16 protein-coding genes are annotated in these 16,183 nt (G+C 63.6%); 8 read left to right on the plus strand and 8 right to left on the minus strand.

The window, feature by feature from the left end; all coding sequences use genetic code 11:
- Positions 1-67 precede the first annotated feature (67 nt).
- Positions 68-520: a L,D-transpeptidase gene (locus A9K66_RS02100; protein ID WP_066990426.1), complete on the minus strand. Its 453-nt coding sequence runs from the start codon at positions 518-520 to the stop codon at positions 68-70.
- A 340-nt stretch (positions 521-860) separates the two neighbouring features.
- Here A9K66_RS02100 and A9K66_RS02105 point away from each other — a divergent pair, with 340 nt between their 5' ends.
- Both A9K66_RS02105 and A9K66_RS29005 read left to right on the plus strand, forming a co-directional pair.
- Positions 861-1,193 carry a hypothetical protein gene (locus tag A9K66_RS02105; protein ID WP_067319226.1) on the plus strand — a complete coding sequence of 111 codons (333 nt, stop codon included), beginning with the start codon at positions 861-863 and terminating at the stop codon, positions 1,191-1,193.
- A gap of 33 nt (positions 1,194-1,226) precedes the next feature.
- Positions 1,227-1,391, plus strand: coding sequence for a hypothetical protein (locus A9K66_RS29005; protein ID WP_082953640.1), 165 nt, complete (start codon positions 1,227-1,229; stop codon positions 1,389-1,391).
- Positions 1,392-1,472: 81 nt separating this feature from the next.
- Here the strand turns inward: A9K66_RS29005 and A9K66_RS02110 are convergent, their stop codons facing one another.
- A complete protein-coding gene (locus tag A9K66_RS02110; RefSeq protein ID WP_067319228.1) occupies positions 1,473-2,174 on the minus strand; it encodes a response regulator transcription factor in 702 nt (233 codons plus the stop codon).
- A gap of 93 nt (positions 2,175-2,267) precedes the next feature.
- On the opposite strand from A9K66_RS02110, the gene A9K66_RS02115 reads away from it, so the two are divergent.
- Both A9K66_RS02115 and A9K66_RS02120 read left to right on the plus strand, forming a co-directional pair.
- Positions 2,268-2,996: a response regulator transcription factor gene (locus tag A9K66_RS02115; RefSeq protein ID WP_067319230.1), complete on the plus strand. Its 729-nt coding sequence runs from the start codon at positions 2,268-2,270 to the stop codon at positions 2,994-2,996.
- A 147-nt stretch (positions 2,997-3,143) separates the two neighbouring features.
- Entirely contained in the window at positions 3,144-5,243 is a 2,100-nt protein-coding gene (locus A9K66_RS02120; protein ID WP_067319232.1) for a sensor histidine kinase, read from the plus strand.
- A 112-nt stretch (positions 5,244-5,355) separates the two neighbouring features.
- On the opposite strand, the gene A9K66_RS02125 is transcribed toward A9K66_RS02120, so the two are convergent.
- Positions 5,356-5,766: a hypothetical protein gene (locus tag A9K66_RS02125; protein WP_067319234.1), complete on the minus strand. Its 411-nt coding sequence runs from the start codon at positions 5,764-5,766 to the stop codon at positions 5,356-5,358.
- Between the two features lie 421 nt (positions 5,767-6,187).
- Here A9K66_RS02125 and A9K66_RS02130 point away from each other — a divergent pair, with 421 nt between their 5' ends.
- Positions 6,188-7,390 carry an aromatic ring-hydroxylating dioxygenase subunit alpha gene (locus A9K66_RS02130; RefSeq protein ID WP_067319237.1) on the plus strand — a complete coding sequence of 401 codons (1,203 nt, stop codon included), beginning with the start codon at positions 6,188-6,190 and terminating at the stop codon, positions 7,388-7,390.
- Between the two features lie 180 nt (positions 7,391-7,570).
- On the opposite strand, the gene A9K66_RS02135 is transcribed toward A9K66_RS02130, so the two are convergent.
- The gene (locus A9K66_RS02135; protein ID WP_067319239.1) at positions 7,571-8,989 is read right to left on the minus strand and encodes an aminotransferase; all 1,419 of its coding nucleotides are present in this window, start codon (positions 8,987-8,989) and stop codon (positions 7,571-7,573) included.
- Positions 8,990-9,279: 290 nt separating this feature from the next.
- Here A9K66_RS02135 and A9K66_RS02140 point away from each other — a divergent pair, with 290 nt between their 5' ends.
- Genes A9K66_RS02140 through A9K66_RS02150 form a run of 3 tightly spaced genes read left to right on the plus strand, consistent with a single transcriptional unit; the run spans position 9,280 to position 12,126 of the window.
- The gene (locus A9K66_RS02140; protein WP_067319241.1) at positions 9,280-10,197 is read left to right on the plus strand and encodes an ABC transporter permease; all 918 of its coding nucleotides are present in this window, start codon (positions 9,280-9,282) and stop codon (positions 10,195-10,197) included.
- Positions 10,194-11,015, plus strand: a complete 822-nt coding sequence (locus tag A9K66_RS02145) for an ABC transporter permease (RefSeq protein WP_067319243.1) — start codon at positions 10,194-10,196, stop codon at positions 11,013-11,015. The genes A9K66_RS02140 and A9K66_RS02145 overlap by 4 nt, the downstream gene beginning before the upstream one ends.
- A 37-nt stretch (positions 11,016-11,052) precedes the next feature.
- Positions 11,053-12,126: an ABC transporter ATP-binding protein gene (locus A9K66_RS02150; protein WP_067319669.1), complete on the plus strand. Its 1,074-nt coding sequence runs from the start codon at positions 11,053-11,055 to the stop codon at positions 12,124-12,126.
- On the opposite strand, the gene A9K66_RS02155 is transcribed toward A9K66_RS02150, so the two are convergent.
- The 4 genes from A9K66_RS02155 to A9K66_RS02170 form a co-directional block, all read right to left on the minus strand.
- Complete coding sequence (locus tag A9K66_RS02155; protein WP_067319245.1) at positions 12,090-13,400, minus strand: flavin monoamine oxidase family protein; 1,311 nt, start codon at positions 13,398-13,400, stop codon at positions 12,090-12,092. The genes A9K66_RS02150 and A9K66_RS02155 overlap by 37 nt on opposite strands.
- On the minus strand, positions 13,397-14,479 hold the full coding sequence (locus tag A9K66_RS02160; RefSeq protein ID WP_067319247.1) for an ABC transporter substrate-binding protein: 1,083 nt from the start codon (positions 14,477-14,479) through the stop codon (positions 13,397-13,399). The genes A9K66_RS02155 and A9K66_RS02160 overlap by 4 nt, the downstream gene beginning before the upstream one ends.
- Before the next feature lie 64 nt (positions 14,480-14,543).
- Positions 14,544-15,230, minus strand: a complete 687-nt coding sequence (gene betI, locus A9K66_RS02165) for a transcriptional regulator BetI (protein ID WP_067319249.1) — start codon at positions 15,228-15,230, stop codon at positions 14,544-14,546.
- A 6-nt stretch (positions 15,231-15,236) separates the two neighbouring features.
- Positions 15,237-16,031: a class I SAM-dependent methyltransferase gene (locus tag A9K66_RS02170; protein WP_067319251.1), complete on the minus strand. Its 795-nt coding sequence runs from the start codon at positions 16,029-16,031 to the stop codon at positions 15,237-15,239.
- Positions 16,032-16,183: the final 152 nt, after the last annotated feature.

Consider the following 16,183-nt stretch of genomic DNA (forward strand, 5'->3'; position numbering starts at 1 on the left):
GTGGCCTTCCGTCCGGAATTGCGTCGAACCTGGCTTGAAGGCGGCAATCCGCCCGCTACTTGACCCGTTACTTTACGATGAGGATGCTGGTGTTGCCCGGGCCGAAGGCCTCCACGAGCTGATAGAAGTCGGCCGCCGCATCGGGATGCAAACGCACGCAGCCATGCGAGGCTGGCCTGCCAAGATGCTTGATGGCATAGGTCGCATGCACCGCATAGCCGCCGCTGAAGAAGACCGAATGCGGCATCGGCGCATTGTCGTACTTCTTCGAATACCACATCTCATGCATGCGGGTCGGCTTGAATGACCCTGTCGGCGTGATGTGCCCCCTGTCGCCCGTCGACACTTTCCAGGTGAAGGTCGGCCGGCCGTCGACCGTGACTTCCATGATCTGCTGCGACAGCGAAACCCGGGCGACGAGCTGGTTGGCATGAGCGGCGTTGCTGCCGAAGAGCAAAGCCGCGCCGGTGAGCGCGGCGGCGGTGACGTGGATGAGCTTGGCTGAAATGGCGGTATGCATGACGATCCCTCTCTCTTTTGCCGGTCGGGCCGGCTGCAATTTCGATGGATCGTCTTATCGGGATCGCCTGTTTCAGGCCTATTTCGCTTAATGTGCGTTAATGTTTCGAATTCGTTTCTCTAAGTTAACGGCCTAATTCCAGAGAACACGCTCCCTTGGACCGGCTGCCGGCGATACCAAGCAGGCCGAAACCGGCGGGCAAAGCGTATATCGCCTTGATATGAATGCCTTTCTCCTAATCTCGAAACCGAATTGCAACAAAACGCGACTTGCGCGGCATGATGCGGATACAGGCCCGCAGCAATGTCGAGGTCACGGGAACAGACATCAGCAAACGAAAATGGGCAGGAAATCGAAAGTTCGCACCTGGTTTCTCAGGGTCGGCGTCTCGGCAGGCATCCTCCGTGCTGTCGGCTCTGTCGCCGGGAACCCTGTGACGGCGCTTGGCGCCATGAATTCCGGCGAGGTTTCGACACTGCACACCGCACTGTTCATCGCCACGGTCTGGATCATCTCCAGCCTGCGCGTCAACCGGCTGAGGGCCCTCTGGCGGGTCGGTCTTCGGCTGATAGGGATGCGCGGCCCCTCCGGCTACTTGCTGCCGAGAGGACCGAAGGCCCGCGCCGCAGCGGGGGGCTCCGTAAGCGGCGCGGGCGCTTCGGGAGTTTCCTGAAGCATCGACGACTATCGAATTGGGGATTGAGTTATGAAGACGAAATTTGCCGCTTCGGTGCTGTCCGCACTGCTTTATGCCCAGGGGCTGCTTGGCTTTGCCGCGCTTGCAACGGTGCTGCTCAAGGAGCGCGCCCACGCCGAGATCGCCGCCAGCGCCGAATTGCCGTCCGGCCCCTCGATCCTCGTGGTGCGCTAGGCACCGGCGTCGGATCCAAAAGTGCGAAGCGGTTTTGGAAATCCGATGCAAGATCGAGGAAAAGACCTGGTGGCCCTCGCCTCAGTCGGTGCGCGGCGTCGGCGGATCGAACCGGTAACCGGCACCCCTGATCGTGGTGATGGTCTCCGTATCGAGCTTACGGCGCAGCCTCACGATGCGCGAATCGATCGAGCGGTCGAAAGCGTCGGTATTCTCGGCGGGCGCGGCGGCAATGATGTCGTCGCGCGTCAGCACCTTTCGCGGGCTCGCCAGAAACAATCTCAACAGCGCCACCTGCCCCGGCGACAGCTGATCCTCGGCGCCGGAACGATGCATGACCATGGCCGACCTCAAGTCGACGGTCGCATTCTCCAGCACGATCAGTTCCTGGGGGTTGCGGCCGCGCCGCGTCAGCAGGCGGCCGATGCGCGCCGCGAGCTCGCGCACATTGAGCGGGCTTTCGATCACGTCGGCAGCGCCGAGTTCCAGCGCCAGCACCTTGTCGACGAGATCGGCGGGCCGGCAGATCAGGATGAAGTCGCAGCCACCCTCGCCGCCCCCGCCTTGGCTACTATAGCGCTTGAGCAGTTCGCGCCCCTCCGCCTGGGTCACGTCGTCACCGACGACCACGACGTCGATGCCGCCTGCCGAAAGCAGCGACTCCGCCTCCCAGGGCTGGCGCGCCTGACGCACATCGTGCCCGCGCCGCTCGAGATGGTCGGCCAGGTCGCCGGCCACCACTTCGGCAACGGACACAAGCGCGACGACGGATCGTGCTGCCATTTTCTCCACTCCGCCACGGACAACTCGAGATGAGCGCTGGACATCATGTTTATACCCAATCTACTTTCCGCTGAAAGCGGGAGCGAGACCATTGTGAAGGCGCGCATCATTGTCGTCGAGGACGAGCCGGATCTGAGGGAAGCGGTCGCCGAGTATCTCGGCGCCAGCGGCTATGACGTTGCCACGGCCGAGAATGCCGCGGCGGCGCGCAGCCTGCTCGAGGCGCAACCCTTCCACCTCGCCATCCTCGACATCGCCATGCCCGGCGAGGACGGCCTGTCGCTCGGCCGCTGGCTGCGTTCCAAGACGCAGATCGGCATCATCTACGCCACCGCCGCCGGCACCGCGCTCGACCGCATCGTCGGCCTGGAACTCGGCGCCGACGACTACATCGTGAAGCCCTATGAGTTGCGCGAAGTGCTGGCGAGGGTCCGCAGTGTGCTGCGCCGCGTGCCGCAGCCGGTCGCCCCGCAGGCCGCGAAGACCGAGGCCGGCACGCGCCGCTTCATGAATTTCGGCAGCTTCCAGGCCGATTTCGACGGCAGGCTGGTGACCGGCGCCAATGGCGCGGTCATCGAGATGGCCAAGAGCGAGTTCGACGTGCTGGAAGTTTTCCTCACCCGCGCCAACCGGCTTCTGACGCGGGCGGCGATCTCGGAGGCGATCGGCTTCGTGGAAGACCCGGAATCGTCGCGCGCTGTCGACATCCGCATCATGCGTCTGAGGAAGAAGATCGAGGCGGACCCCGCCAATCCGAAATTCCTGCGCACGGTTCGCGGCGAAGGCTACATCTTCTCGCTGCCGGCTGGCGACGGCAACTGACTCCGGCGCCGCGCACCTTCCGGATACGCAATCGACGCTGTAGCATTCCGGTCCGGCGGCATGCCCCCAGAAAACCGTTGTCGATTTTCGGGCTTGTGTGCTGGATTTGATGGTTTACCGATATGGCCCCGGAGATGACGTTCGACGATGACAGCTGAGGCCGCACGGACAGAAATGCACGGCTCCCGCCAGGGCGCCGCGATGGCGGCCGTCCATGTCGTTCGCCGCTTGCGCGAAGCAGGCGACTGGCAGCGCGAGATCGACAGCATACTGGAGGCACTGTGCCGTTCGTTGGACTGCCAGCGCGGCATTCTCTTCCGTTTGCGCGAGTTGCCGGGCGAGGGCTTCGCCCAGTCCGTGGCCTCCTATTGGATCGACCCTGCTTTTGGCGGCGAGCTCGCATCGCCTACCGTGATCATGCAGTCGATCATCAACTCCGATCCGCTCCTGGAGCAGTTGCAGGAGGATGAGCGCCAGGGCAAGGTCTTCGCCGGCCACACGCGCGACCTCGATGGTTTCCTGCGGGCCGACTTCGAGAAGCAGAACATAAAATCCTTCATTTCGGTGTCGGTCTTCGCCCACGGCCATCTCTGGGGCACTCTGGCGGTCAATGACTGCGCGGCCGAACGCGAATGGACGGATGAAGAGGAGGCGACGCTTCACATCATCGCGCTCGCCATCGGCGACGCCATCGAGCGCTCGCCCTCAGAGGCGCATGCCAGCGAGGTTATCCGCCGCACCATGCTGCAGGCTTCGCTCGACGCCATCATCGTCATCGACGAGGCCGGCTCCATCATCGAATTCAATCCGGCCGCCGAGAAGATGTTCGGCTTCAAGCGCAGCGACATCCTCGGCAAGGATCTGATCGACACGATCGTGCCGCACTATTACCGCAAGGGTTATTCATCGGGCGCCGAGTACATGGCCGGACGGGGCGCGCCGATGGTTGGCCAGCGGCTGGAGACAGTGACCCAGAACGCGGCCGGCGAGATCTTTCCGATCGAGCTGACCGCGACGGAGATGAGGGTTGCCGACCGCCGGCTCATCTTCGGCTCGATCCGCGACCTGCGCGAGAAGCTGCACGCCGAAGAAGAGATCAACCGCCAGCGCGAGAAGCTGCACCAGAATGAGAAGATGGCGGCAATGGGCTCGCTGCTCGCCGGCGTCTCGCATGAGCTCAACAACCCGCTGGCGGTTGTGGTCGCACAATCGACGCTGCTGCATGAATTCGCGGCCGACCCGCAGACCAAGGTGCGCGCCGAAAAGGTGCGCGCGGCCGCCGAACGCTGCGGGCGCATCGTCAAGAGCTTCCTGTCGATGGTGCGCCTGCATCCGACCGAGCAGGCCGAAACCGACCTCAACCAGGTGATGCGCTCGGCGCTCGAAGTGACCGCCTATGGTGCGCGCTCCAGCGGCATCATCATCGACGCCGACTTCGCCAACGGCCCGCTGCTCGCCATGGCCGACGCCGACCATGTCACGCAGGTCGCGGCCAACTTCCTCATCAACAGCCAGCATGCGCTTGCCGGCTTCACCGGCGAGCGGCGCATCAAGGTGCGGACCTTTCGCAGCGAGCGCGGCAATCCGGGCTTCTCGGTCGAGGACAACGGACCCGGCATTCCCGATGCGATCCGCTCACGCATCTTCGAATCCTACTTCACCACCAAGCCGGTCGGCGTCGGTACCGGCATCGGCCTGTCGATCTCGAAATCGATCGTCGAGCGCCACAACGGCAACATCTGGTTCGAAGAGGTGCAGCCGCACGGCGCGCGCTTCGTCGTCCAGTTGCCGGCGATTGCCGGCAATGCGGCAAAGGCCGGCGAGGGTCCAGCGCGGTCGAGCGGGTTGCGCCATGCGCTGATCATCGACGACGAGCCCGACGTCGCCGCTTCGCTGTCCGACATATTGGAGCTCATGGGGCTCAAGTCGCGTCTCGTGCCAAGCTGGACGTCCGCCGGCGAGGTTCTGAGCGGGCATATGCCGCCGGACATCGTGTTTTCCGACCTGCGCATGCCGGGCACCAGCGGCATCTCGATCTACCGTGAATTGCTGGCCGAACGGCCGAGGCTGGCGCAGCGTTTCGTGCTGGTCACCGGCGACCTCATCGGCGCCAAGGCCGAGATTGAGGCACTGCCGCCGCAGCAGCGGCCGCAGATCCTGGAGAAGCCCTTCTCGACGCTCGACGTCCGCGGCATCCTTGCGACCGTTGCCGATGTCGCGGCGGCCGACAACGGCGCCGACATCTGAAATTGCTCCCTCTGCGGCTTCACCTGGATATCGTCGGATTCGAAAAAAGAGGCTCCCGACCGACTTTGCGGCGGGAGCCTGACTGGAGCGCGGAGGGTGCGCTCAGGGGAGCCTAAAACACGTTCGGGGTGTCGGTCAGCGGCGCGGCATTGGCGATCATACGCACAGCTCGGGCCCGGTGCTGACCGGACTGCTCGGCAATGGCACGCAGGCATTCGGCGTTCTCGGCGCCCCAGCTCTGCCCTTTGCAGGCGAATTCGACTTGCGACTGCGGCAGGCGCGCGGTTTTGAGCGTCGTCGGCGCGCCCTCCACGACATTGGCCGGAGGATTGATCGAGGCGAAAGCGGGACCCGCGGCTGGCGCAAGCACCATGCTGGCGAAGGCGGCAACGCTCAGCAGCATGAACATCATCATCGGATGGTCGCTGGCGCGCTGGCGCAACGCCAGCTTCGGACGGCGATCATTGCGCTCGGGACCATAAGAGCGGCGGCTGGCATCGGCGATCCGGACTTTGGCAAACATCGGCTGTTCCCTTCGTTATCTTTCTTTTTTCCTTGAAACGAACTTAACCGCACCACGTAACAGCCGGATGATAGGGCGGGATGGCCCATGTAACAGGACTGAAACGGGGATCGCTTCTGTTCCTTTTGCTCCTGTCGGATGCGGCGGACTGTAAGCGACCTCACACAGGCGCAGAATTGGCATGGCTGTCGCGATCGTCCGATGCGCGAAGCGCGTCGAAACGGTGCCCTCACAAACTGCGGATCCGAAGCTGGAACCGCCGTTTTGCACTCCTGGTTAAGGCTCGGATTTTCCGGGATTTTCTCGGCTCGGATGACTGCAAGCCGGTCGGCATGAAATTTCCATACTTTCACAAGCCATTGCATTTTAACGGAAAATGTGTTTTTATTGAACGAGCATTCAACAAAACGAGAGCATTTTCATGAACCCGCACCTGCGTGACGTGGCGATCCCCAACGATTGGGACCGGCGGGGTTTGCCGGGGTGGAGTTACCACTCCAACGCCCTTCTCGAGCTTGAGAAGGAATACGTCTTCCGCAATCACTGGCAGATCGCCGGCCATGTCTCCGACGTGCCAAATCCGGGCGACTATCTGACGATGGACGTCATCGGCGAGCGGGCGCTGATCGTGCGCGGCAAGGACGGCGTCGTGCGTGCCTTCAACAACATGTGCCGTCATCGGGGCAGCCGCGTCGTCGCCGACAGCCAGGGCACCTGCAAGAACGCGCTGATCTGCCCGTTCCACGGCTGGGTCTACAATCTCGACGGCACGCTGCGGGGGGCTGCCCGTCCGCGCTCCTTCCCGGAACTCGACAAGACCGAGTTCGGGCTGATGCCGCTCGATCTCGAAGTCTGGATGGGCTTCATCTTCATCCGCTTCCGCAACGGTGGCCCGCAGCCTTCCGTGGCTGAACTCTTGAAGCCGATCGAGGCGGAGATCGCCCATTACAATGTTGCCGACATGGTGCCGTGCTTGGGCATCTGGACCCAGAAATCACCGGTCAACTGGAAATCGGTGCGCGACGTCGACAATGAGGGCTATCACGTCGCCATGGCGCATCCGGCGCTGCAGGACCTCTACGGCGCGACCTATTTCGACGAACCCTTCGTCAACGGCGTGTCGCGGTCCTTCGCCACCTACAACCCGCATGCCGGGCGGCGCTGGAGCGTCAGCCAGTACATCAAAATAGCGCCCGAGCCGACGCACCTGCCGGAGCATCTGCGCAAAGCCTGGATCTATTACGGCATCTTCCCCAACAACGCGCTGTCGATCATGCCGGAATCGGTGCAGTTCTATCAGGAGTTCCCGCTGTCCACCGGCGAGACGCTGCTGCGCGGCGCGATCTATCGCTACAAGGACGAGACGCGGGAGCAGGCGGCGGCGCGCTACCTTGCCTACCGCATCGACCGCGACACCATGAACGAGGATGTCCAGCTCTCCGTCTGGTCGAACGAATCCATGCTCTCCGAGGCGTTCGGGGGCTTCTACCTCTCCGACCTCGAATATGGCGTGCGCACCCACCACGACCATCTGCGCAGGCAGGTGCCGGTGCTGAACTTGGAGACCGCACCGGAGGAAAAGGACATGTGGGGATTGAACGACGCGCTGCGGTCGAAGGGGTGAGCGTCTTCCCTTCTCCCTGTTACACGGGGAGAAGGTGCCCGAAGGGCGGGGCAGTGCAAGCGCCTCACAATTGGCTCTGGCTCCCGAACCTCAGGGAGCGTCTGAACTAAATCTCGCAAGCTGGCGCTGCCCCTCACCCGCCGGCTACACTCCCCGTAGAACGGGGAGAGGGGCGCTCTCTCACCCCCGCCAGACGCCTTCCTTCCTCAGATCATCCATCGTGCGCGAGATGCCTTCGCGCAGGATCGCGACCATGTCGTCGATCTGCTCGCGGCTGATGATGAGCGGCGGCGACATCACGCACATGTTGATCAGCGGCCGCACCAAGAGACCGAGCTCATGGCAATGCGCGTCGATACGCTTTCCCACATCCTTGTCGAGCTGCAGCGGATCCTTGCTCTCGCGGTCGGCGACGCATTCGACGCAAGCCATCAGGCCGGCGCCGCGTACCTCGCCGACCAGCGGCAGTTCCTCGAGCGTTTTCAGGCGCGCCTGGAAATAGGGCGCGATCTCGCGCGCATGCTGAAGCACGCCCTCTTCCAAAAGATCGAGGTTCTTCAGCGCGACGGCGCAGCCGATCGGATGGCTGGTGTAGGTGAGGCCATGGCCAAACAGCGCATCGGGATGGTTGGAGCGGCGCAGTTCCTCCAGCAGCCGCTCCGAGATGATCATGCCGCCAAGCGGGAAATAGCCCGAGGTCACCCCCTTGGCGAAGGTGATCATGTCCGGATCGAGGCCGAACACGTCGCCTGAGGCAAAAAGATGGCCGAGCCGTCCGAAGCCGGTCACCACCTCGTCCGAGACATAGAGTATCTCGTTCTCGCGGCAGATCTCACGGATGCGGTTCAGGTATCCGTCCGGCGGCACGACGACGCCGCCCGAAGCTTGCACCGGTTCGCCCACAAAGGCGCCGATGCGACCGGCGCCGACGCGCGCGACCGTGTCGCGGAACTGGTCGACGAGGAAATCGGTGAAGGCGTCGATGCTCATCTCCTTCGGCCGTCGGAACGGATCGGGCGAGGAGAGCTTGATTACCAGCTCGTCGGCACCATCCATCCAGTGCCGGTCGCGCGGGCGGCCGTTGAGCGAGGCCGACAGGTAGGTCGAGCCGTGATAGGCGCCGCCGCGGCTGAGGATCAGCTTCTTCTCCGGCCTGCCGCGCACATTGTTGTAGAACTGCATGAAGCGCAGCGCCGTCTCCACCGCCGACGAGCCACCGGTGGTGAAGAAGGTGTGACTGAGATCGCCGGGAGCGGCATCGGCGATGCGTCTCGCAAGCTCGGCTGAGGGCGCATTCATCGTATACCAAGGCGTGTTGTAGGACAGCGCCATCGCCTGGTCGTACATCACCCTTGCCAGTTCCTCGCGGCGATGCCCGACATTGATGCACCACATGCCGGCCGGACCGTCGATCAGCCGCTTGCCGGATGCGTCGGTGATGTAGATGCCCTCGCCCTCGCCGATCAGCGCCCGTGCCTCGGCGCCGACCGAACCGGCATAGGGCCAGGGCTGGACCAGATGGCGCTTGGCCAGCTCGACCGCATCGTCGTCCCCGGGCTCGACAACTTCCCTCGCCTTGATCTCTCGTGCAGCCGCCATCTTAGCCTCGCATGGTCCGTTGCGGTGATTTCCAGAGACATGAAACGAAGCGGGAAGCCATGGAAATTCGGCTTTTCGTCACTTCATTTTGAATGTCCATTCAATCAATATTGCAGAAATAGCGCTTGATTTCAATCGGTGGATGCGCTCATGATGAAAGAAAGCCGGCAAGTCTGGAGTGATCGCTCCGGGCACATAAATTGGGACCAGGCAGTCGGCGCTGATCAATGGGAAGGCCGTATGGCGGGACAGTCCGAGCCGGCAACTGCAATCACGCCCGGAGCGCTGCAATGACGGCCGCCGCGGAAGGGTCGCCCCCGCTGCGCATGGCGAGAGCCAGACGAAGTCCCCTTCTGCAGTCGGAAGCCGTCCAGGGCATTGCGCTGATCAGCCCGACCTTCCTTTACGCGCTCATCCTTCTCGTCCTGCCGATCCTGGTTGTTATAGCCCATTCCTTCTGGACGCAGGACTACCTGACCATCGACCACACATTCACGCTGGAGAATTATCGGATCGCGCTGACCGAGCCGATCTACCGCGACCTGCTCTGGCGCTCGCTCTACATCTCGCTGACGGTCAGCCTGCTCACCGTGCTGCTCGCCTATCCGATCGCCTATTTCATTTCCTTCCATGGCGGCCGCCAGAAGAGCCTCTGGCTGTTCCTCATCACCATCCCGTTCTGGACCAGCTACCTGCTGCGCGTGATGTCGTGGAAGGTGATCCTCGGCTACAACGGCGTGCTCAATTCCGGCCTGATGGGCCTCGGTCTCATCGACGAGCCGTCGACTGCGCTGCTCTACAATTCCAACGCGGTCATCATCACGCTGACCCACGCCTGGGCGACCTTCGCCATCCTGCCCATCTTCGTTTCGCTGGAGAAGGTCGACCGCACCCTGGTCGAAGCGGCGACCGATCTCGGCGACGGGCCGCTGCGCTCCTTTCTGCGCGTGACCTTGCCGCTGTCGACGCCAGGCGTCATCTCAGCGGCGCTGATCGTCATGATCCCGACCGTCGGCGACTACGTCACGCCGAAGCTAGTCGGCGGCAAAGACGGCGTCATGATCGCCAACGCGATCCAGGCGCAATTCGGCAAGGCGTCGAACTGGCCGCTCGGCGCAGCACTCTCCGTCACCACCATGGTCATCGTCTCGCTGATGGCCGGCGCCGCGGTGCTGGTCATCCGCGCGCTGCAGAGGCTGGCGCGATGACGGCGATCAGACGTTACCTGCCAAGCTGGCTGTCGAGCTACGCCGCGCTCTACATCCTCTTCCTCTATCTGCCGGTGATCTTCCTGCCGATCTTCTCGATCAACACCGCGGCGACGCCGAAATTCCCGCTCTCAGGCGTCACGCTGCATTGGTACCAGGACCTGCCGCGCACGCCGGCACTGATCGACGCCACCTGGAACAGCTTGGTTGTCGGCGCCTCGGCCGCTATCCTGTCGACCGTGTTCGGCATTCTCGCTGCCCGTTCGATCACCCGCTACCGCTATCCCGGCCGCCGCACCGTCAACGGGCTGATCATGGCCCCGCTGGTGCTGCCCGAGGTCATCGTTGCCATCTCGATGCTCCTGGTGATGCTGCAACTGGGCTTGAGCCTGTCGCTGTTCACGGTCGTGCTTGGGCATGTGCTGGTCTGCATTCCCTATTCGATGACGGTGCTGACCTCCGGCTTCGAAGGCTTCGACCGCAGCCTCGAGGAAGCCTCCGCCGATCTCGGCGAAAGCGCCTTCGGCACCTTCCGGCGCGTGACGCTGCCGATGGTGGCGCCGGCGATCATCTCCAGCCTGCTGGCCTGCTTCACCATCTCGCTCGACGAGTTCATCATCGCCTTCTTCCTCACCGGCACCGAGGCGACGCTGCCGATCTACATCTGGGGACAGCTGCGCTTCGCGGCCAAGCTCCCCGGCGTGCTGGCGCTCGGCACCTTGCTGTTGGCGGCGTCCTTCGTGCTGATGACCGTTGCCGAGATCCTGCGCCGCCGCGCGGCGAGACGCACCCAGAACGAGGGAGGCCTCTATGCTTGAGCGGGTCCAGTCCGAGCGAACGATGTCCGATCGCACCATGATCGAGATCCGCGACGTCACGCGCAGCTACGGCGCGTTCAAGGCGTTGGATAATGCATCGCTCGCGATCAGGGAGGGCGAGTTCTTCTCGCTGCTCGGGCCGTCCGGCTGCGGCAAGACCACGCTTTTGCGCATGATCGCCGGCTTCGACACGCCGACCAGCGGCTCGATCGCGGTCGACGGCCAGCCGATGGACGGCATTCCCGCCAACCGGCGTCCGACCAACATGGTCTTCCAGAGCTACGCGATCTTCCCGCATCTCAATGTCGAGCAGAACGTCGCCTACGGGCTGAAGCGGCTGAAACTGCAGGGCGGCGAAGAAAAGCGCCGCGTCGAGGAGGCGCTGGCGCAGGTGTCGCTGACCGGCCTTGGCAAGCGCCGCGCCACCGAACTCTCCGGCGGCCAGCGTCAGCGCGTGGCGCTGGCCCGCGCGCTGGTCATGCGTCCCAAGGTGCTGCTGCTCGACGAGCCGCTATCGGCTCTCGACAAGAAGCTGCGCGAGCAGATGCAGGTCGAGTTGCGCCGGCTGCAGCAGGCGGTAGGCATCACCTTCGTGCTGGTCACGCACGATCAGTATGAGGCTTTGGCCATGTCGGACCGCATCGCCGTCATGTTCGGCGGCCGTATCGCGCAGGTCGCCTCGCCCAAGGAAATCTACCAGCGCCCGGTCAACCGCCAGGTCGCCGACTTCCTCGGCGGCATGAATTTCGTCAAGGCCGAGATCGTCGAGGAGAACGGCGTGTCCTTGGTTGTCGACACGCTTGGCTTCGGGCGTGTGAGGACCGACAAGCCGAAGGCCTTCGTGCGCAACGGCGGCGCGGCGACGCTCGGCATCCGGCCGGAGCGGCTGCGCGTGCTCTGGGACAATGCGACGGCCAAGTTCGAGGTCGCCGGCACGGTGGTCGAGCGCCACTATTTCGGCGAGATCACGCATCTGATCGTCGAAATCCAGGGGCTGGAAAAGCCGCTCTCAGTGACCGAGACCAATGATTTCGGCGCCGACGACATTCCGGTCGGCGCGCCGATCCGTCTCGCCTACGACCCAGAGGCCCTGGTGGCGATGGCGGACTGAAGCCGCGCCAAAATCTTCCCGGCGGCGATGCGTCCGGCCACGATCGCGCCCTCGACATAGGCGGGGAAGGACGGCGACACTTCCGACGACGCAAAATGGATCGGCGGCGCGCCGGCAAGGATCGTGCGCTCGGCATCTCTTGCCGTCACGTCGACGATGAGATCGCTATAGGCGCCGCCGCTCCAGCGGTCATGCGTCCAGTCGCGCTGGCTGAAATCGAGAATATCGGCCGCGTCCGGACCGAGCGCATCCGCGAGCTTCGCAATGACCTCGGCGCGCAACGCCGCAGCACCCAGCTTGCGGCAGCGCAGCGCCAGCGGTCCACCGATGAAGACGACGAGCGCTGCATGCTCGGCGTCCCTGCTGGCATCGCAGGCAAACAGGCCCGGCATGTCGCGCCACATAACCATTCCGCTCAGATCGCGCTCGCGCCAGAACGGCCTGGCATAGCGGACGAGGATCTTGACCACCGCGCCGCTTTCCCAGACGCCAAGCGCCTTCTTCAAGGCCGTTGACAAGGCAGGCCGAAAGTCGAGCCTGTTGGCCGTCGCAGGCGGCAGGGCGAGCAGGACCTCGCGCGCCTCGACGGCGCCACTGCCGACGACGACACGAACGCCGGACGGCCCGCGCTCGACGCGAATGACCGGCTCGTTCAGCCGCAGCCGGTCACCGAGATCGCCCGCCAGGTCCGCGGCCAGCGACTGCATGGTCTCGCGCAGAGAATATTGCAGTTCCGGGACGTCGTTGGTGATGCGGCGATCATTGTCGATCAGGTACCAGAGCGGCACCTTTTCCAGCGCCAGGCACCACAGTCCTTCGATCATCGAGCGGAAGGCGGCTTTGGCATCTACCGGATCGGTCTGGCGTTCGAGCCAGGAGGCGACGGTCAGCCCGGCGATCGCGGGATCGTCAGGCTCGGTCCAGTTCATGCGGTCGCGGATCGCCATCGCGGTCACATAGGTCTGTCCGGCCTGGTCGACCGACATCGGTGGATGGGTGATGAAATCGCCATCGACAAAGGTTTTGACGAAGGTCTTGCCGCGCGCCCTGGCCAGCGCCATCAGCTCCGGCATGTCTTCGCACAGGAACTGGCCGCCGCTGTCGATCAGCTCGCCGAGCCCGTTTCGCACACCTTCCACACGACCGCCGACGCGGCCGCGCGCTTCCAGGACAAGGAAATCGATGCCGGCGCGCTTCAATTCGAGCGCGGCCGACAGGCCAGTGAAGCCGGCGCCGACGATTGCAACGTCGGTGCTTTCGGTCTTGCTGTTCAATAGCCGGCCTTGATCTTCTCGAACTCGGCGATCATCTTCAGCTTGAGCTCGGAAGGCAGCGGCTGCTGGAACAGCGTCTTGTCGACCCATTTTTCCACGTTGTCGTAGCCCTTTTCCTTGAGCACCGCCTGGTCGACACCGGCCATGCCCTTGGCGTTGGCTTGGCCGTAGCCCCAGTCCTTGACCAGCACCTTGGCGACTTCCGGATCGTTGACGGCATTGAGATAGTCATAGGCCTTGTCAATGTTGCCGGGCGCGTCCTTGAACAGCACATAGCCGCACACCCAGGTCGAGATGCCCTCCTCGGTATCCTTCTTGGACTTGATCGGCACGCCGGCGGCCTGTGATTGCACCGCCGCGTCGTTCCAGGCCCAGGCGAGATCGACCTCGCCGCCTGAGAGCAGCTGCACGATGTCGGTGGTGTCGGTCCAGTAGGAGCGCACGTTCTTGTGCACTTGGCGCAGGAAATCGGACGCCTGCTTGAACTGCTCGTCCGTCATCTTTGTCCAGTCCTTCAGCCCGATGGCGAGGCTGGCCAGCGCATAGGCGTCGTCGACATTGTCGCCGATCGAGACGCGTCCCTTATACTTGGGATCGGCGAAGGCCTTCAGCGACTGCACGTCCTTCTCGGCGATCTTGTCGGAGTTGAAGGTGAGCTGCGTGTCACCCCAGTCCCAAGGCATGAACCAGGCTTTGCCGTCGGGGGTGGTGGCAAGGTCCTTCATCGCCATGATGCCGGGGTTGAGATCCTTCCAGCCGGCGATCTTGGAAGTGTCGAGCGGCTGCAACAGCCCCGCCTCGCGCCACTTCACCACGCTTTGCGAACACGGATGGCCGAGGTCGGCCTTGAAGCCGGAGCGGATCTTCTCAAATGCCTCGTCCTCATCGCCGAAGAAGGCGAAGGTCGGCGAGTCGCCGTCCTTCTCGACATATTTGCCGTGGAAGCTGGGGTCCTCATAGCCGGACCAGTCGAACACGATGAGGTCCTTGTCGGCGGCAACGGCGAACGCTGCCGCCGAAGACGCCAGCGCGCCGGCGAGCGCCAAAGTAAGTGTCAGGCGTCGGCTGAGTTTCTTCATGCTGTTCCATCCTCTTTGGTCTTGCCGGTCTTGCTGGCCGGCTGTTGCTAACCCCGGGCTGACGTTAATCGTAGTGTTTCGGAAAGGCGGCGGCCAGGAACGCGTTGGCCGCCTGCAGCGCGGTCTCGCGCGTGGTGTCCTGGGTGCCCATCATCAACCGCAGCCACAGGCCCTCGAGCATGGCCGATAGCGCCAGCGCCATGACCTGCGGCTCATAGGCATAGCCGCCGCTTTGCTTGAGCGTCGCGCAGAGATCGATGAACACCTGCTGGTAGTAAGCGTCGCGCGAGCTGCTCAGCGCCTGGTAGGTCGGCCGCGATTTGGCCTCGCCCCAGAAGGCGCACCAGGCGGCGAGCTTGCGCTTGTTGCAGATCGAGCGATCGAAGTCGGCCCACACCAGCGCCTGCAGCTGCCGCGCCGGATCGTCGCCTGCCTTCTGCAAGGCCGCGCGCCAATGCGCCGAATACTCGTCATACATATATTGCAGCGTGGCGACGAGCAGCTTCTCCTTGCTTTCGAAATGGAAGTTGACGATGCCGCGGGACAGGCCCGCGCCGTCGGCCACATCGGCCATCGTCGTTTCCGCATAGCCGCGCTTGGCCAGTGAATCGATCGTCGCCTCGATCAACTGGAGTTGCCTGACTTCTTTCGAAGCCTTGCGGCCGCGCTTCTCGGCGTCTCCTTTTCGTGCCGGTTCGGGCAAGGCATCCCTGGCCTCTGCATTCTTCATGAGCGTGACGGTCTCCAGCATTGCCGGCTATCCGACCGGCTTCCAACCGCGCAGATGAGTGGGGCGGTGCTCACCACTGTCAAGCACCTTCTGCATCGCCTCCCAGGTCCGGATGTTCTTGTCGACATAGCCCCCGCCGACCGCGGCGGCGAGCGCTTGATAGAGTGGCCCCTTCAGGCGCGCCAGTTCCTCCCGCGCCACCTCCCGGTACCATGCGTTGCGGTCGCGGACGCTGATGTCGCGGAAGCCAGCACGACGCATCGCTTCGGCGTAGCGCGCCGGCGAAGCCATGGCAAAGGACAAGCCTTCCGCCGCGAGATAGGCCTTCATGTCCGCAGACGGCTCGCCGTCATGCGAGATCATCCAGTTCGACGCGGCGAAGACGCCGCCGGGCTTCAGCACGCGGAAGATCTCGGCGAACAGGGCATCCTTGTCCCGGACATGCAACAGTGCGTCCTTGGAGAAGACGACGTCGAAGGAAGCATCGGTGAAAGGCAGCGGTCCCGGCGGCGCCTGGACGAAGCTCACGCGGTCCTGGAGACCCTGCGCAGCCGCCTTTCGCTTTGCCGTCTCGATCACCGGCCTCTCGACATCGAAACCGGTCGCATGCGCCGCACCATGGCGCGCGACCAGATCCAGCGTGACGCCGCCGGCGCCGCAGCCGAGATCGAGGATCGTCTTGACCTTGAGCGAGAGGCCTTCGACCACGCGGTCCACTTCGTCCGGGCCGCCCGGGGAGAGGTAGCCATCGCCCCAGAGCGCCTCGAGGAAGCGAATGGCCGCGTCGTCATATTCCGGCTCGGCGTTAGCCGTTTCGATCATCGGACTGAGGCCTCAAATGCCGAAGTCACCTTCGCGCTAGTGGACACCAGAAATGCGGGGCAAAGCCTAGCGCATCAACGCAGAAACGCAACACCATTTGTTGAACATTCATTCAAAATGGCTGGACAAAAAACCGTGAGCCGTGCCAAATT

The sequence above is a fragment of the Mesorhizobium sp. AA23 genome (genome assembly GCF_001672435.1).
In the GTDB taxonomy this organism is placed as follows: Bacteria; Pseudomonadota; Alphaproteobacteria; order Rhizobiales; family Rhizobiaceae; genus Mesorhizobium.

Excerpts from the sequence above, each read along its gene's own strand:
- A9K66_RS02135 (WP_067319239.1), bottom strand. The coding sequence starts at position 8,989 with ATGGCGGCTGCACGAGAGATCAAGGCGAGGGAAGTTGTCGAGCCCGGG.
- A9K66_RS02100 (WP_066990426.1), bottom strand. The coding sequence starts at position 520 with ATGCATACCGCCATTTCAGCCAAGCTCATCCACGTCACCGCCGCCGCG.
- A9K66_RS02170 (WP_067319251.1), bottom strand. The coding sequence starts at position 16,031 with ATGATCGAAACGGCTAACGCCGAGCCGGAATATGACGACGCGGCCATT.
- A9K66_RS02140 (WP_067319241.1), top strand. The coding sequence starts at position 9,280 with ATGACGGCCGCCGCGGAAGGGTCGCCCCCGCTGCGCATGGCGAGAGCC.
- betI (WP_067319249.1), bottom strand. The coding sequence starts at position 15,230 with ATGCTGGAGACCGTCACGCTCATGAAGAATGCAGAGGCCAGGGATGCC.
- A9K66_RS02110 (WP_067319228.1), bottom strand. The coding sequence starts at position 2,174 with ATGGCAGCACGATCCGTCGTCGCGCTTGTGTCCGTTGCCGAAGTGGTG.
- A9K66_RS02130 (WP_067319237.1), top strand. The coding sequence starts at position 6,188 with ATGAACCCGCACCTGCGTGACGTGGCGATCCCCAACGATTGGGACCGG.
- A9K66_RS02125 (WP_067319234.1), bottom strand. The coding sequence starts at position 5,766 with ATGTTTGCCAAAGTCCGGATCGCCGATGCCAGCCGCCGCTCTTATGGT.
- A9K66_RS02150 (WP_067319669.1), top strand. The coding sequence starts at position 11,053 with ATGATCGAGATCCGCGACGTCACGCGCAGCTACGGCGCGTTCAAGGCG.
- A9K66_RS02120 (WP_067319232.1), top strand. The coding sequence starts at position 3,144 with ATGACAGCTGAGGCCGCACGGACAGAAATGCACGGCTCCCGCCAGGGC.
- A9K66_RS02105 (WP_067319226.1), top strand. The coding sequence starts at position 861 with ATGGGCAGGAAATCGAAAGTTCGCACCTGGTTTCTCAGGGTCGGCGTC.
- A9K66_RS02160 (WP_067319247.1), bottom strand. The coding sequence starts at position 14,479 with ATGAAGAAACTCAGCCGACGCCTGACACTTACTTTGGCGCTCGCCGGC.
- A9K66_RS02145 (WP_067319243.1), top strand. The coding sequence starts at position 10,194 with ATGACGGCGATCAGACGTTACCTGCCAAGCTGGCTGTCGAGCTACGCC.
- A9K66_RS29005 (WP_082953640.1), top strand. The coding sequence starts at position 1,227 with ATGAAGACGAAATTTGCCGCTTCGGTGCTGTCCGCACTGCTTTATGCC.